The organism is Ktedonobacter racemifer DSM 44963 (assembly GCF_000178855.1).
Lineage (GTDB): Bacteria > Chloroflexota > Ktedonobacteria > Ktedonobacterales > Ktedonobacteraceae > Ktedonobacter > Ktedonobacter racemifer.
In genome coordinates this window covers 2,305,192-2,320,484 of sequence record NZ_ADVG01000001.1, presented here as the reverse complement: position 1 = coordinate 2,320,484, position 15,293 = coordinate 2,305,192, and the positions used below count along the sequence as shown (strand labels likewise).

Annotated in this window: 12 protein-coding genes; 1 reads left to right on the top strand and 11 read right to left on the bottom strand. The window is 55.4% G+C overall.

All coding sequences use genetic code 11. The annotated features are described in order from the left end of the window. Positions 1-128: 128 nt before the first annotated feature. The 5 genes from KRAC_RS69045 to KRAC_RS10035 all read right to left on the bottom strand — a co-directional run bounded on the left by KRAC_RS69045 (position 129) and on the right by KRAC_RS10035 (position 6,473). A complete protein-coding gene (locus KRAC_RS69045) occupies positions 129-797 on the bottom strand; it encodes an NUDIX hydrolase N-terminal domain-containing protein (protein WP_052568118.1) in 669 nt (222 codons plus the stop codon). A 336-nt stretch (positions 798-1,133) separates the two neighbouring features. After that, the gene (locus KRAC_RS10050) at positions 1,134-1,592 is read right to left on the bottom strand and encodes a RidA family protein (RefSeq protein ID WP_007906633.1); all 459 of its coding nucleotides are present in this window, start codon (positions 1,590-1,592) and stop codon (positions 1,134-1,136) included. A 90-nt stretch (positions 1,593-1,682) separates the two neighbouring features. Beyond that, positions 1,683-3,254 (bottom strand): hypothetical protein, encoded by a 1,572-nt coding sequence (locus tag KRAC_RS10045; RefSeq protein ID WP_007906632.1) that lies wholly within the window; start codon positions 3,252-3,254, stop codon positions 1,683-1,685. A 470-nt stretch (positions 3,255-3,724) separates the two neighbouring features. Beyond that, on the bottom strand, positions 3,725-4,831 hold the full coding sequence (locus KRAC_RS10040) for an alanine racemase (RefSeq protein ID WP_040443247.1): 1,107 nt from the start codon (positions 4,829-4,831) through the stop codon (positions 3,725-3,727). Positions 4,832-4,856: 25 nt separating this feature from the next. Further along, entirely contained in the window at positions 4,857-6,473 is a 1,617-nt protein-coding gene (locus KRAC_RS10035; protein ID WP_007906626.1) for an N-acyl-D-amino-acid deacylase family protein, read from the bottom strand. A 265-nt stretch (positions 6,474-6,738) separates the two neighbouring features. Here KRAC_RS10035 and KRAC_RS10030 point away from each other — a divergent pair, with 265 nt between their 5' ends. After that, a complete protein-coding gene (locus KRAC_RS10030) occupies positions 6,739-7,275 on the top strand; it encodes a hypothetical protein (RefSeq protein ID WP_007906624.1) in 537 nt (178 codons plus the stop codon). Positions 7,276-7,476: 201 nt separating this feature from the next. Here the strand turns inward: KRAC_RS10030 and KRAC_RS10025 are convergent, their stop codons facing one another. The 6 genes from KRAC_RS10025 to KRAC_RS10000 all read right to left on the bottom strand — a co-directional run bounded on the left by KRAC_RS10025 (position 7,477) and on the right by KRAC_RS10000 (position 15,270). Further along, the gene (locus tag KRAC_RS10025) at positions 7,477-8,499 is read right to left on the bottom strand and encodes an ABC transporter ATP-binding protein (RefSeq protein WP_007906622.1); all 1,023 of its coding nucleotides are present in this window, start codon (positions 8,497-8,499) and stop codon (positions 7,477-7,479) included. Positions 8,500-8,510: 11 nt separating this feature from the next. Continuing rightward, entirely contained in the window at positions 8,511-9,590 is a 1,080-nt protein-coding gene (locus tag KRAC_RS10020; RefSeq protein WP_007906620.1) for an ABC transporter ATP-binding protein, read from the bottom strand. 21 nt (positions 9,591-9,611) lie between these two features. Next, positions 9,612-10,547, bottom strand: a complete 936-nt coding sequence (locus KRAC_RS10015; RefSeq protein ID WP_007906618.1) for an ABC transporter permease — start codon at positions 10,545-10,547, stop codon at positions 9,612-9,614. Positions 10,548-10,559: 12 nt separating this feature from the next. Further along, positions 10,560-11,522 carry an ABC transporter permease gene (locus tag KRAC_RS10010; RefSeq protein WP_007906616.1) on the bottom strand — a complete coding sequence of 321 codons (963 nt, stop codon included), beginning with the start codon at positions 11,520-11,522 and terminating at the stop codon, positions 10,560-10,562. A gap of 191 nt (positions 11,523-11,713) precedes the next feature. Next, positions 11,714-13,402, bottom strand: a complete 1,689-nt coding sequence (locus tag KRAC_RS10005; RefSeq protein ID WP_157506373.1) for an ABC transporter substrate-binding protein — start codon at positions 13,400-13,402, stop codon at positions 11,714-11,716. Between the two features lie 263 nt (positions 13,403-13,665). Continuing rightward, the gene (locus KRAC_RS10000; protein WP_007906613.1) at positions 13,666-15,270 is read right to left on the bottom strand and encodes a response regulator; all 1,605 of its coding nucleotides are present in this window, start codon (positions 15,268-15,270) and stop codon (positions 13,666-13,668) included. Positions 15,271-15,293: the final 23 nt, after the last annotated feature.

Below are 15,293 nucleotides of genomic sequence, written 5' to 3'. Positions count from 1 at the left end.
TATAGCAGAGGTGGAGAGGCAAAACTTCTCCTTTCTTGCGATTTCTCAGGAAACATCGTTATTGGTCTACCTCAGCTCAGGGATCGTTCCATTCTATTGAGGGGGGAGCAGATGCAAAGTGATTTATTTTACGAGCCGTGAGCATCAAAATATGCCTGGGAGTCACCATGCCAGACGCGAAACGCTTCCGGGATACGCGCCGCATGACCCGGATCAAGATCATCAGGCAAAACATCCTCGGCGAACCAGCCCATTTCTTTTATCTCATTGGAGTGCGAGGGAGGATCAACGCGCTCAACGCCGGGTTTGAGACGACAGAGAAAGAGGAAGTGGTAGAGTTGAGCATTTGATACTGTGCCGCAGAGACGAGAGTCATGTACTCCGACCAGGGCGACAGGCTCGCAGGCCAGACCAGTTTCCTCCAGTGCCTCGCGAACCGCACCCTGAGCCGGAGTTTCTCCCACATCTAATCCACCACCCGGTATAGCCCAGCGCAAATTATCGGCCCGACGAATCAGTAGAATGCGCCCTTGCTCATCGATAATCGCGGCGTCACTCACCGGAATGGGCGCGCGATGCGCGAAAAGGTCAGCGTGTAATGGCTCAAAATCTTCTACCGATTTTGCGGAGGCAAGTGCCAGCAGTTCTAGCGCAACCTCGCGTACCTTGTGGTAGTGTTCCTGGTCGTAGATGTTGGAGGCAAAATGCAGGCCATTGTTGGCACGGGTAAGTAGAATATCAGCCCAGAGAGACAGTTTCTGTGCTGTATTCTGCGTGCCATTACTAGTTGTAGTCAAGATTATTCTCCACGTAGCTGCCTTTTGTTGGGAAAAGAAAGCACCATGTCCTCTCAGAATGCGCTTTGTAGAGCTTTTATTGTAGCATAGTTGCTTGTGAGGTTTCGATGTATTTTCTCTCAAGAACCTACTCAAGTTGTTATCACTAGCCGCAAAGGTACTGGCCAGGTATGCAACTATATCAGGTTGCCCTAAAGCCTGATAAGGCGAGGTGATTTTTGAAAGAAATAGTGTCATATATTGTGATGAATAACAATTGCCTAGCGTGAGTACGCACGCTCAAGAAAAGCTTGAGCGTGCGTACTCACATTTAGAGAGCGCCCAACCCACCAGGTATTAGCGGACCTCGACGACCATTTCCACTTCGACTGGGGCGCCAGCAGGTAGTTCCGCGACGCCAAGAGCCGCACGGGCATGTTTTCCCGTCTTCCCAAAGATTTCTTCAAGAAGGGTAGAGGCACCGTTGATGACGCGTGGCTGTTCCGTAAAGCCCTCCGCCGAGGCGACATACCCATTCAGCTTGACAATGCGCACTATAGCATCCAGCGAACCCGTCAAGCCACGTACCTCGGCCAGGCAGTTGAGCACCGCCTGGCGGGCTGCCTCCTGTCCCTGCTCAATCGAGACCTCGCGCCCCAATTTGCCTTGTATTGTCAACTTTCCCGCCACAGTCGGGGTCTGACCAGAGGCAAAAACAAGTTTGCCCACCTGAACGGCGGGAACATAGCTAAAGGCCGGCTTAGGCAGTTCCGGCATGGTGAGACCTAATTCTTTTACTCGTTCTTCAAAAGACATCGTATGCTTCCTTTCCTAGTTCTTGCTATAAATAGAGATAAGCAGGCAACTGAGGCCTCTCCGGCATACATGCACGGAGGTTCCTGTTCCTCACCCACCGTTTCCGGCCTCTCCCGAAGGAGAAACCGGCTCTTGGTGGAGATAGGCAGGACTTTTCAGCCGACGCGCTCCGGCACGGGCAGCTCCGCTTTTGCGTCGAGCCACTAAGCCCATGCTTCGGGGCAAGGGCTGCCCCTCATTCGCACGTTGTTGAAGCTCCTCCATCACGGCTTGCAGGCGCGGCTCCGCACCTTCCCAGACGTGCTGGGTGATGGAGGGTGTTGTTTGCTCAGGTTCCAGGTGGGCAATCAGGAAGGCCGAATACAGATCACGCTGCACTGGTCCCAACCCGCACTCACAACGATGCCAACGCTCAGATCGTGGCTTCTTGTGATACTGCCCCGACTTCTGGCAATATTGAGACAGTCTGGTCTGGTAGGCTGAAACTTCGTGCAGGGTGCCGCCAGTTTTTGCAACTATGCGAGTCAAATGCGCTAGAAAGATCCCTGGGGCACGAAGTCCGATGCTCCGACCATACTGCTTCTGCCATCCTTTGAACGATGTTTTCTCTATGGTGATCGTGTTCCCCACCGAAGCGATGCGATGAGCCAGATTGCCATGCAGACTCTTGCGGTGAGCAGCCAGCCTTCTTTCGGTCGTGGCGTGTTGTCGTCTGCTCGCCTGGTATCGCTTACTCTCTTTCCAGGTTCGGCGACCTTTTTTTACACGTCCCTTTTCGTCGTAATTGTCGGGATTATTGGCGCGTCTTTGCCGCTCCATCTTGCGCTGCAACCGGCGTTTTTTGCTGGCATTGGGGGAAAGCTCCTGGCAGAACGTGACCAGGTCCGCCTTTGCTCGACGAGGGACAAGAGCGAGGGTCGATGGGCCAATATCCAGGCCAATCGTGTCTTTGCCTCCCTCCTCATGCTTCGGTTTGACGAAGGCATGGCCCTCTAAAACCAGTTGCACGTAATAACGATTGCTGTCTTTATCGGCTCCCTGTGCCTGTGGTGAGGAAGCTTTGCGGCGAACCAGGCGCACATACTTGATGGGGTGGCGCATGCCATGCTGCACCACTGGGTCTCGCCAGTCGATGATGGCTGGGATGACCTCTTTGTTCCAGATCAGGAAGCCGCCATCGCCCGCATTGGGGTCCAGCACGAAGCGCATGCCGACATCGTTGCGTTTGCCCTCCACGCTATCGATGCCACGTCCCTTGCTGCGGAAGCGTACGCGTTTGGCTTTCCCAACACAGACCCGATTGACCGCCTGATAGGCGCGAGTCGCAAGGGTTTGAGCCATCGTGCTCTCAATGTGGTCGACGATCCAGGAAACACGGGCAAGCTTGGCATACTCGTGCAGCTCGTATTCCGAGAAGTGATACTTCTTGCGTAGGGCAGAGAACGCTTGTGCGCGTTCCTGCTTTTTTGAGTGAGGGAGAGCCCGCGCCTTGTTCCATGCCGGATCATTGCGCATGCATCGGAGCCGCTTCATGGCTTCAGCAAGCAGAGCGTTGTAGAGGCACCGAGCCGCTTCCAGGTGCGCACGTACCTGGCGTTCCTGGCTCCAATCGACCTGGAGAGGGAGCTCGAGAAGAAAGGTCGGTGTTTTTGTTCGCTTCATGACGTGCGTTGCCTTCCAATGCAGAGTATCTCTTCAAGAAAGTGAGGGGACTGCTGCCCGCCCCTGGTGTCTTTCTCCACGTTCACATGCCTACACAGCTATTCCAGTTGGGCAGGCTTCTTCCGGTCACTCGACGACGTACCGTTCGGAAATGGCTTCGTGAGAAGCAACTCCGTGCTCTTACGTGAGGTCGAAGAGGAGGATACCATATCCGGCGCTCTGACTTCCATGAGCTTCGCGCGCAAGCGTGAGACAAGAGAAGACGATGACCTTTCTTCATCCTGTGGAGAACACAGTGCGAAAGAAGAGCGATGCTTCCTCTCCACCCACCCAGCCCGAAAGGAACGCCCATTCATCCCCGCCTTAGAAAGAGCGGGGCTTTCTGGGCCGTTCTCTGTAAGACGGTCTCTCCAAAGGGTACCCTTCAATGTTGCCTTCTTTTCAGGCGGGAGTGGAAACCAGTGTTTTTGTTACTGCCTTCGCCCACGTGCCGCAACGCGCCAAATAGCCTTGACAACCTCTCCATGTGTCACAAGGACTTCATCCGACAGATTGACCGTCGTACAAACGTGATTTGGGAAAAACAATAGTTTGTCGCCAATTTCAGGGCTAAAACCTGGAGCAAGGCGTACTGTTCCGTGCTCCTCGTTCATACGAATCACCACCCCGTTCTGACCGTCTATTGTGGCGCCATATCCCTCTAAGCCTACATTGGCGGGGATGACATCGCCACAAAAGGTTTTTGACCCGGCATCGATGATCGCCAGGTCGGGTGCCGGACGGCTAACCACTGTTGCCAGAATGGAGAGCGCGAGCTCATCTGGTGCGCTCGTTCCCACTTGCGTGGTCATGCGGTCAAAAAAGACGTAGGTTCCCGGACGCACCTCGGTTATGCCTGGTACCTCGGCGGCCGATGTCGCGGTTGGCGTTGAACCCACACTGATCTCTTGAATCGGGATACCAGCACGACGCAGCCGTTCAGCGATCGCAACCATCATCTCTCCCTCCAGCCGGCCTAAGATCTGTGGATCTCTACTGGACGCCTCGGGGAAAGAGGCTCCGCGAAAGGTAAAAATGCCATCCAGGCTTAAACCTGGAGCATCCAGCACCTGGCGACACAGCTTTCCTGCGGCCTCCTGCCCCACTCCCGTACGACCCAGGCCTGAGTCGATCTCTACGCGTACCAGGAGCGTGGAACCAATCTGACTGGCGGCCTCAGAGAGTTGTTGCACTCCTTTCTCGCTCTCAACACCCACAATCAGGCGACAATGTTGAGCCAGTCGCGCCGCGCGCAGCGCTTTTTCAGGTCCAATGATGGGGTATGCGACAAAGATATCCTCGATGCCTGCCTCGGCGAAGACTTCTGCCTCGCCTAATTTGGCCGCGGTAATTCCTCCCGCCCCCGCTTGTAGTTGCATCTTTGCGATTTCTAACGTTTTATGCGTCTTGATATGGGGCCGCAAACGTACCCTGGCCTTCGCGGCGCTATCGGCATAGCGGCGGATATTCTTCTCTAATCGCGCAAGGTCGACAAGCAAAGCTGGTGTATCCACCTCTGTGAGAGAGCGACCAATCATCGACATCCACGTCTCCTTCCTGATACTATTCCACGACGTATGTTTCTCCATGAGCTGGCGCTATCAACTGTCCAGGTCGCTGCGGCGTGAGCTGCTTTTCTCGCACAACGATCTGACCTGAGACAATAACGGCCGAAATCCCCTCAGGATATACACGGGGCTGCTCATAGGTAGCGAGATCACTAATGGTTTCGGGATCAAAGATCACGAGATCGGCGATCTTGCCCACTGCAATCATACCGCGATCCGCAAGACGAAAACGCTCCGCGGGCAGAGCCGTCACCTTGCGTACAGCCTCTTCCAAAGCCAGGCTCCGCGTCTCGCGGACGTAGCGCTTAAAAAAACGGGGAAAGGTGCCATACAGTCTAGGGTGAGGACGTCCCGAGCGAAGAGGCAAACCATCCGAGCCAATCATCGAGAAGGGTGCTCGCACCACCTCGTCTACATCACGTTCATCCATATGGAAGATGAGAATCGTCATCTGCCCCTGCTCTTCTACGATCAGGTGAAAGAAGGCCTCTTCCGGTGCCATACCCAGGATTTCAGCTACTTCGACCAGGTTCAAGCCCTCAAGCGACCGCAAACGCTCCTTGCGCACCGCTGAGACAAACACACGATCCCAGCCGTTCGCGCCAACCTGGTTCTCCCAGCCCTCAATACCACGCGCGAAATCACGACAGACCTGGCGCTGCGTCTCTGGCTCGCGTAGTCGCTTGAGCATTGTTGCGAGGCCGCCTTCTTGCAACCAGGGTGGGAGAAGTTGCGTGCCCAGCGTTGATCCTGCGTTGTATGGATAGACATCGATGGTCACATCCAGACCGCGTGTATGTGCATCCGAAATAAGATTCAATGCCCGCTGAATACTGCCCCAGTTATTGCGCCCGGTTACCTTCAGGTGGCTGATATGCACCGCAACCTCTGCGCGCTCAGCGATGGTGAGCATCTCTGTAAGGGAGCTTAGAAGTTGGTCACCTTCGCCACGCATATGTGAGGTCACCACGCCGCCATAACGGCCCACTACAGAGGCAAGCCGTATAAGCTCAGATGTGGGCGTATACATGCCGGGCACATACATCAAACCCAGGGACATCCCGGCCGCGCCCGCCTCCATCGCTTCTCTCACCAACCCTTCCTGCGTGGTCATCTCCTGCTCCGTAGCATCACGCGGCTCAAAGCCCATGACCGCCACACGCACAGGGCCATGCCCAAACAGGGGACGTATATGCTGCCCCAGCGCTACATTGCGCAACGTCTCAAATAAAGCCTCCGTTGTATACCAGTTCCATGGGTGCGTGTCCTCCCCCAGCACAGGGGCCGAATAGTTTTTCACCGCGTCCGCGTGCGTGGGAGCCAGAGGAGCCAGGCTGAAGCCACAATTGCCGGTTATAACGGTGGTGATGCCCTGCTGGACCTTCATCGGAACCACACCCTCTCTCAGCACCGCCAGGTCATCATGTGTGTGTGCATCGATAAAGCCAGGTGCGACGACCTGCCCTCCGGCGTCAATCACGTGATGAGCCTCCGAAACAAGCTGAGGACCAAGCGCGACGATACGCTCGCCGACGATGCCGATATCACCTAGAATGGCTGGAAAGCCTGTGCCATCGACGATATGAGCATTCCGGATGCAAAGATCATACATTTGCGTTCACCGATCTATCATTTTTCTGCGTTCTTGAGGAATATCTTTTCTGCACTTTCTCTCCAGGTGAGCGAAAAGGAAAAGAAGAAATTACACATGCTCTATGCAGCGTACCATAATTTAAGGTGGGGAATCTATGGATGCTAGCACACGATGTGCCTATGGATCATCTATACCTATCTGGCCCTCTTTTCAGTTCCATTTCAGTTTACCATGTTATACCCGTATCAGATATCGTGTTCTATAGAAAGTGAAGAACCTATCTATGCCCTATTACCGCAAGTTTCTCATGTGTGGTCTCATTCTGGCCCTGCTCATGCTTTGCCTCTCGGCCTGCTCGTCAGGTAATACCTTCTCCACGAGCACGACTCCAGCCCCTTCCAACGCGGCTCCGACCGCTACGCCAACGCCCCGCCAGGCCAGCTTGCTCCCCTTTACACCTCCAACGAAGTGCCAGCCTCCCTCGCCTATCTCAACAAAACTTCCTGAAGTACGAGGGACCACGCCAAACGCCGAGCTCTGGGCCTTGCTCTTCCCCACTAGTGGCCTGCCCATCAAAGCCAAACAAGAAATCAAAATCGTCTGGCGTATGACCGGCTCTGGCGACATCCATCTGAGGGCCTACAATCCCGATGGCAAAAGTGTGAATCCTGTTTGGGGACCTGAAGAGCATGGCGGGTCAAGCTGGAATCGTCCCGGTGCTGAGTGGGGCACAGGCTTTAACTTTCCTACCCCCGGCTGCTGGAATGTCCACGTCGAGCGCACCAACGTCTCCGGCGATGTCTGGTTCAACGTAGCGTGATATTTGCGAATAAAAGCAGGAGTGAGAATATGGACACCACCATATTATTTAGTGACGAGTACCTGGTTGGTGGTCTGCTTGGACTCTTTCCGCAAATACACCACTTGAGGCGTATAAGGCCATGCTTGCATGGCCCCTACATAGGGTGTGGGAATGAGAAGAGGTGCTTGTCAACGCCGTTGACAAGCACCTCTTCTCATTTCAATTTGTTCCTAACTGGGCGACCCGCTCGGAGAAGTGGCAGGCGGCGTAGTGTTCTCGCCCCTCTTTGGCTTCGAAGGCAGGTTCTACCTCGCGGCAGATATCCTGGGCCATGGGACAGCGCGTGTGGAAGCGACAACCCTTGGGGATGTTGATCGGGCTGGGTAGGTCGCCGGAAAGGATGATGCGCTTACGCTGCTTCTCGATCTGGGGGCTGGGAATTGGCACGGCTGAGAGCAAGGCCCGGGTATAGGGATGTTGAGGCGCCGTGTAGAGTTCATCTCTATCCGAGATCTCAACGATCTTGCCCAGGTACATGACGGCGATGCGGTCGGCAACGTGTCGGACCACGCTCAGGTCATGCGAGACGAAGAGATAGGTCAGGGAGAACTGGCGCTGTAGGCTTTGGAGGAGGTTGAGCACCTGGGCGCGTACAGAGACATCCAGGGCCGAGACTGGCTCGTCGGCGATAATAAAATCGGGGTTGATCGCCAGCGCGCGTGCCACGGCGATGCGTTGGCGCTGTCCACCGCTGAACTCATGGGGATAGCGGTCATAGTATTCTGGACGCAGGCCCACCACGCGCAGCAGTTCAAGGACGCGCTCATGGACATCTCTTCCCTCAGCGACCCCGTGGATGTGCATTGGCTCCCCGATTAGTGAGCCGATGGTGAAGCGTGGATTGAGCGAGGCATAGGGGTCCTGAAAGACCATCTGAATGCGCTGGCGCACCTTGCGTAGCTCTTCCCCCTCTAAGCTGGCCAGGTTCTGCCCATCGAAGATGATCTGGCCTGCGGTTGGCTTATAGAGGCGTACCAGGGTTCTGGCGATGGTCGTCTTCCCCGAGCCACTTTCGCCGACCAGGCCCAGCGTCTGCCCGCGCACAATGCTGAAGCTGACATCGTCGACTGCACGTATATCTCCAATCTTGCGCTGGAAGACCAGGCCCCTGGTCAGGGGAAAGTAGGTCTTGAGGCCCTGCACCTCCAGGAGCGTCTGACTCCCTACGGCTGTGTCTGTCATGATTTTCCCCTTTAGCTTGAATGCAGAACTTTCTCGATGCTTTCCTGGCCCAGGCGGCGCATGGCTTCAGTGCGTGCCTCCTGTCTACGGGCCGCGTATGCCTTCTCCTTGGGATCAGTGATATCGGGCCAGCAGGCCTTATGGTGTGCAGTGTTCCCAGGTATGGCCTCCAGGGGCGGCATCTCGCGACACTTTGGCCGGGCGTAGAGGCAACGCGGCATAAAGGGGCAGCCCGTGGGGGGATGCAGCAGGTCAGGCGGCGCGCCCTCAATAGTTTTTAACTCTACCTGGCGCGCTTCATCCAGTCTGGGGACAGAGGCCAGCAGACCAAGTGTGTAGGGGTGGCGTGGATTGGCAAAAATCTCGTCGGTTGGCCCCTCTTCAACGACTTTCCCCGCGTACATGACGATGACGCGGTCGGTCATGCCCGCGACAACCCCCAGATCATGCGTGATAAGCATCAGGGCTGTCTGAAACTCTGTGCATATCTGGCTGATGAGTTCCAGAATCTGGGCCTGTACGGTGACATCCAGGGCTGTGGTTGGCTCATCGGCGATGAGCAGGCGCGGGTTGCAGGCCAGGGCTATAGCGATCATGACGCGCTGGCGCATGCCGCCGCTGAACTGGTGAGGATAGGCGTTGAGGCGCTCCGCCGCCGCTGGAATGCCAACCTGCTCCAGTAGGGTAATCGCGCGCTTGCGTGCCTCGCCCTGCGAGACCTTGAGGTGAATGCGCAAGGCCTCGATAATCTGGTTGCCAATGTTCATTGTTGGATTAAGACAGGTCATGGGGTCTTGAAAGATCATACTGATCTGGGCACCGCGTATCTTACGCATCTCGCTCTCAGGCACGCTGAGCAGGTCGTCTTCCGCGAAGATGATACTTCCATCGGCATACTTTCCAGGCGGTTGGGGAATTAGGCGCATGATTGAGAGTGCAGTGACGCTCTTGCCGCAGCCACTCTCGCCGACGATGGCCACTTTCTCGCCGGGCCGAATGCCAAAGTTGACGCCATCGACGGCATGCACATCGCCCTGTTTCGTCTTGAAATAGGTCTTGAGATTCTGGACATCTAAGAGATACTCACTCATGGTTGCTTCCCTTTTTCGCTACTAGCGCTCAGTCATATGGGGGTCGAGGGCATCGCGCAGACCATCGCCCACCAGATTGCAGCTCAGGACGGTCAGGAAGATCAGAATGCCGGGAATAAACACTAGCTTGGGATCGATATCAAGCTGTCCCTGTCCGTCGTTGATAAGTGTGCCCCAACTGGGGAAGGGGACCTTGACGCCAAAGCCAAAGAAGCTGAGGACCGATTCCAGGATGATGTTATTGCCTACTTGCAGGGTCGCGTTCACGATGATTGGGCCGATGGCATTGGGTAAGATATGGCGAAACATCAGGCGGAAGTCACCGGCGCCAATCGTACGCGCCGCCATCACATATTCACGCTCTTTCAAGGCCAGAAACTCGCCACGCACCAGGCGAGCAGCCGTGGTCCAACCAAAGACTGCGATAAGCGTGATAATGCTCAGTGTTGATCCATTAGTAAACGAAGCCGAAAGCACGAAGAGCAGAAGGTAGGTGGGGACTGAGAGGAAGACGTCGGTCACGCGCATAAGGACATTATCGATCCAGCCGCCATAGAAGCCAGCCAACGCGCCAATGGTGGTGCCAAGGATGATCGCGACCAACATGGAGGAGAGTCCCACCAGTAGCGAGACCTGGCCGCCAATCGCCGCGCGCGCGAAGAGGTCGCGCCCCAGGTCATCCGCGCCAAGGGGATACTGCCACGAGGGCGCGGCCGAGGGATCGGTCAGGGCGGGCTGCGTTGCGTTGTTATGTCCGGTGATAATCGGCCCTACAAAGCAGAAGAGGAAGAGCAGGATCAGGCAGCAGGCGCCAACAGTTGCCGCGCGGTTGCGTACAAAGCGATCAAAGATGATGCGTGCCTGGCTACGCCGCTTGCGCGCAAGCTCTGGCGTGACATCGAGCAGGGGTTCTAGCTCGTCTTCAGGTGTCATGTCGAGTTGTTTGGGTGTCTCCATACAAATACCTCCTCATGCGTAGCGTATGCGCGGGTCCATCACGGCATAGAGGATATCCGCTAGCAGATTAAAGAGAACCACAAAGACCGCGCTCAATATCAGAATCGCCAGCAGGACGGGATAATCGCGGTGCTCTGCCGAGTCCAGGAAGAGTCTTCCCATGCCGGGCCAGGCGAAGACGCTTTCGGTAATCGCCGCGCCGCCGGCGACCGAGCCAAAGTCGATGGCGACAACCGTAATCAGCGGGATAACCGCGTTGCGCAACGCGTGCCGTCGCAGGAGCGGAATGGGGGGGAGTCCCTTGGCGCGGGCGGTGCGGATATAATCCTGGCGCGTGACTTCAAGCATACTTGAGCGCATATAGCGGCTCCAGCGCGCGGTAAAGGTCAGGGCCAGGACGGTCATAGGCAGGATGAGGTGAATGAGATGGTCGAGCAAACCATTAAAAAAGTCATAGGTGTAGCCTGCGGTTGTGCTCCCCGATGGAGGTAGCCAGCCAAGCCAGCGCGAAAAAACCTCCTGCATGAGCAGGCCTAGTAAGAAGATAGGTAGCGAGATACCTACGTAGGTCAGCGTCGTCACAAGATAATCTGTCAGTTTCCCCTGACGCGTCGCGGAGAGCGTTCCCAGTGTGATGGCGATGATGAGCGCCAGCAGGAGGGCCAGAGAGAAGAGCTCCAGCGTCGATGGAAAGTGATCGAGAATTACGGAGGAGACGGTCTGGTTGGTGAAAAATGAGTAACCAAAGTTGCCGTGCAGCGCGCTCACCAGCCATTTAAGGTACTGGATAGGTATCGGGTCATCCAATCCCAGGCTGGCGCGTAAGGCCTGGCGTCCCGCTTCATCCAGATTTGGATTATAGAGCACCTCTTCAGGGCCACCCGGCAGGAGGTGGATGAGGGTGAACATAAAGATGGAGAGCAGGAAAAGGAGTGGAAGCGCTTGAAGCAAGCGCCTGGTCACATATCGTCCCATAGAGATCTCCAGTACTGCTAGAGGTATGTGGACAACTAACGTCTATAGTGTAACATAGCCACCAGGAATAGTATGAGGGTATTTCAATTATGCTTTGCAATCCCTGGGTAGTGCAGGTGGTGGTTCTCCAGACGAAGTCCAGAGAACCACCACCTGCACTCAAGCTATTTCGCGTTCTACGCGCTATCAGTCTAGGCGGGGCACTTGCCGTTGTCGCACCACCACTGGGCCGCGCCAACGGTCTCGGAGTTGGCGAAGGGTCCCGGCTTATAGTTGTGTGTACCCTTCTTATGGATTTCAAGGTCGATCAGGTTGTAGAGGCCGATAAACGGTAACTTGTCCAGCATCGCCTGGTGAATCTGGTTAAAGACCTGCTGGCGCTGCGTGGGATCGGATATCGCCTGCTCCTGCTGGAAGAGCTGATCAAGGTTTGGATCGCAGAAGAAGTTCAGATTCTGCCCATGTGGTGGAATCTGGTTGCAGGCGAAAGAGGCGGCGTCATCGGGATCATAGGTATAGGAACTGGCCCACTCCGCCAGGTCATACTTTCCAGGTTGTCCTCCTTTGAGGAAAGGCCCGAAGAAGGTACTACCGGGATAGTTGGTGATGTCCAGCTTGATACCAATCTTGGCGAAATCGGCCTGGATCAAGGCCTGGTCTTTCTCGCGCCAGCGGTTGTTGGCCGTAGTCGAATACTGGAACTCCAGCCGTTGCCCACCCTTCTGGCGCACATTATCGCTGCCTAGCTTCCAGCCAGCGTCATCGAGGACTTTGTTGGCGCCCGCGATATCAAACGGAGGACACTGCAAGTCTTGCTGGTAGCCAGGATGATAGGCGGGACCATGATCGGTACAGAGAGGGATGGCCTGCCCCAGGCGTGCCACCTGCTGTAATTGCTGGCGGTCAATGGCCATCGCCATGGCCTTACGCACATTAATGTCTTTGAAGATGGGGTTATTGGAGTTAATGTGCAGGCCCTCATAGCTCGCGGAGGGATTGGTCACGATCTCGTAGTTCGAAAGGGCCTTGTAGGATGGTGTTTTGGTGACGTCCAGGAACCAGGCCGAGTCGGCAGTTCCGGCCTGAAGGTCCTTCAGAATGGTATCCTGGCTGGGAACAGCACGGAAGACGATCTCATCCAGGTATGGCAGCCCCTGGGAGGCCAGGTAGTAGTTGTCGTTGCGCACAACGGTGTAGTGGTCACCAGGCTTGCTCTCCTTCATCTTGAAGGGTCCGCTGGTTACCTGGGGATCGAGCCCCTCAGTCTTTTTGATATCTGCTGGGTTCATGCTCTCGAAATGATGCTTGGGCAGGGGCGCGAGAGCGCCATCGGTCCAGGACGCGATAAAGGGGGCATAAGGCTTCGAGAGGTGGAATGTAATCGAGAGCTTGTCAGAAGAGACATCCGCCGACTCGATCAGGCGGAAGGCGACGGTGCTGGCGGCTGCGAAGCTCGGGTTGGTCCAGGTCTTCCAGCTAAAATACACATCGTCGGCGTTCAATGGTTGTCCATCAGACCATTTCAAGCCAGGTTTGAGGGTGAACTTCCAGGTTTTAAGGTCGGAGCTGATCCCGCCGTTCTGCTGCGTTGGCAGTTCGGTGGCGAGCGCGGGATGAATCTGTCCGGAAGCATCGCCTTCAAAGAGCGCGGAGTAAAGCGTTCCATCTACCATGTTTGCGAATGTCTGCACTGACGCGTTAGGAATGAGTGCGTCTGGTTCGTTGAACAAATCGTCAACCCAGATACCACCACGCTGTGGTTTACTCGTATTGCTGGTAGTTGGCGTCCCCTGAGGGGCGCAGGCGCTGGCGAAGAGCATCAGCACCGAGGAGAGCGCGACAAGTATTGTCAGGAAGCGTGAACCAGGTCGTTTGACCATTTGATCCTCCTTGCAGATAAGGGCGAACAGGTAGCGTGTTGAGTCTGGCTGCATAAGCATGTTCCCTCATGCTTATTTTTACGCTACCTCTTCAACAGTTTGAGAATGCGTTTCCTTTGCCGCTGGCTTGCTTGGGGATATATACGTATCTTAACATACAAACGAGCCTTTATTGAAGTCTAGTTTGTATTTGCCATATACTACGCAAACTATCCGTTAATACTCACAAGGAAGAGTTAATAGCGGTCAATTGCCGAAGTGTTTTATTTGTGCCCATCGATGTTGTCCAGGAGCAGGCTGGCGCAGAGGAGGGCATGCTGGCGTTGCTGGGGCGAGAGGGTCGAGAACGTCAGTGTGCGCAGGGCGTTGTGAAGAAGCGCGATAAAGTATTCGCTCATATCGTCATTGCTGAGCCTATCCAGGTGGCGAACCATACGGCGAATGTGGATGACGGTGAGATAGGCCTTGCGTAGAGCGGCGTTCTCTGTTCGGAAGGTAGCTTCAGCCTGTGCTAACTGGGTGAAACGCGTGATGCGGCAGAGCGCCTCCTCCATGTGCAGGCGTTCCTCCAGCGAGGCTGCGCGCGAGGTCAGTAATTGGAAGCGCACGACAGAGTCAAGCATCGCCAGGTCGCGTAGGTAATGTCCCTGACCTGTGCTACAGAAGTCAATCAGCCATGTCCGGTGCTCCTCGTCAATGAGAATGTTATGCTGGTTGAGATCGCCATGCGTCGTGCTGATATAGGTGGAGCGCCGGAAGGGGCGTGTTGCTGCGGGCAGCGGATCGGTGAATGTGCGCTCATCGTCGAGGGCGCGTAACGAGAAGCGCTGTTTGGGGTGAGGTACAATCAGGCCATCCAGGGTCTCCTCCAGTGGACGCGAGACCTCGCCAAAGGTCTGGTTATAGTTTTCGGTGAGATCACAGAGCTGCTGGCGTCCCAAATTCGCGTACCAGGATTTACAGGTATCGAAAAAGAGATTATCGAGAACTTGCTGGATGGCCTCGCTGTCTGACTTCTGGTAGAAGGTGCCAAAATCTTCCAATCGCTCATTCGCCGTTCCGAGCAACGAATAGATGATACCTCCCAGTAAGGGCGTATAGCGCACGCTCTGGACCATCGTGTTACGCCCACCACCGATAAAGGGGAGAACATAGGTATTAAAGTTGGTGTTCTCCTTCTCGATCTTCTGCGTTGCGCCAAATTTGGTGACCACGACACGTGCCCCACCATACGGATTAAAGGGCTGCACGAGCATGACCCCTGTGCCACTAAAACCCGGGGCCAGGGGCCTGACCAGAACACTGTTCGCCGTGCCAAAAAGGCGGCAAAGAAGATCTGCCAGTTCTTCACGTACCTGCTGATAGCGCTGGGTGCCGGGGCGAATCCGTTCACGCTGGATATCGATGTGTGAGAGCACCTGTTCTTCGGCTTCGAGTGGCTCCCAGTGGATTTCTAGCTCCAGGTTGATCTTTTTTAGTGCTTCGCGTACGCATGTTAGCAGTTTATCGGGACTGAAACGATCCTTGGGCAGAAAGTCTGCTACCTTGTGATCATGAAAGGCCTCGTGTACATGGTCGAAGGTACCGTGTGCCGAGAGAATCACAATTTGCAGCGCGTCATTGAGGCTGTACTGGCTCAAGATCTTGAGCATGGCGACGCCTTCAAAGTTGCTAATATCCGATGAGTTCATGCGCAAGTCGAGAATGAGCAGGTGGAAAAAGGTGTCCTGTAGCTTTTGGAAAGCCGCGTCAATAGTGGCCGCGCTGTCGACCAGGTAATGCTCGGCCTGCAAGATCTCTGTAAGCTCTTCACGCCATTGAGGCAGGTCATCTACAATGAGTATGCGTCCATGCCGCTGCTGTGCCATTGTCCAGTACTGCCTTTCTAAAT

Coding starts and splice junctions, on each gene's coding strand:
- KRAC_RS10010 (WP_007906616.1), bottom strand. CDS start 11,522: ATGGGACGATATGTGACCAGGCGCTTGCTTCAAGCGCTTCCACTCCTT.
- KRAC_RS10015 (WP_007906618.1), bottom strand. CDS start 10,547: ATGGAGACACCCAAACAACTCGACATGACACCTGAAGACGAGCTAGAA.
- KRAC_RS10020 (WP_007906620.1), bottom strand. CDS start 9,590: ATGAGTGAGTATCTCTTAGATGTCCAGAATCTCAAGACCTATTTCAAG.
- KRAC_RS10045 (WP_007906632.1), bottom strand. CDS start 3,254: ATGAAGCGAACAAAAACACCGACCTTTCTTCTCGAGCTCCCTCTCCAG.
- KRAC_RS10030 (WP_007906624.1), top strand. CDS start 6,739: ATGCCCTATTACCGCAAGTTTCTCATGTGTGGTCTCATTCTGGCCCTG.
- KRAC_RS10040 (WP_040443247.1), bottom strand. CDS start 4,831: ATGATTGGTCGCTCTCTCACAGAGGTGGATACACCAGCTTTGCTTGTC.
- KRAC_RS10025 (WP_007906622.1), bottom strand. CDS start 8,499: ATGACAGACACAGCCGTAGGGAGTCAGACGCTCCTGGAGGTGCAGGGC.
- KRAC_RS10050 (WP_007906633.1), bottom strand. CDS start 1,592: ATGTCTTTTGAAGAACGAGTAAAAGAATTAGGTCTCACCATGCCGGAA.
- KRAC_RS10005 (WP_157506373.1), bottom strand. CDS start 13,402: ATGGTCAAACGACCTGGTTCACGCTTCCTGACAATACTTGTCGCGCTC.
- KRAC_RS10035 (WP_007906626.1), bottom strand. CDS start 6,473: ATGTATGATCTTTGCATCCGGAATGCTCATATCGTCGATGGCACAGGC.
- KRAC_RS10000 (WP_007906613.1), bottom strand. CDS start 15,270: ATGGCACAGCAGCGGCATGGACGCATACTCATTGTAGATGACCTGCCT.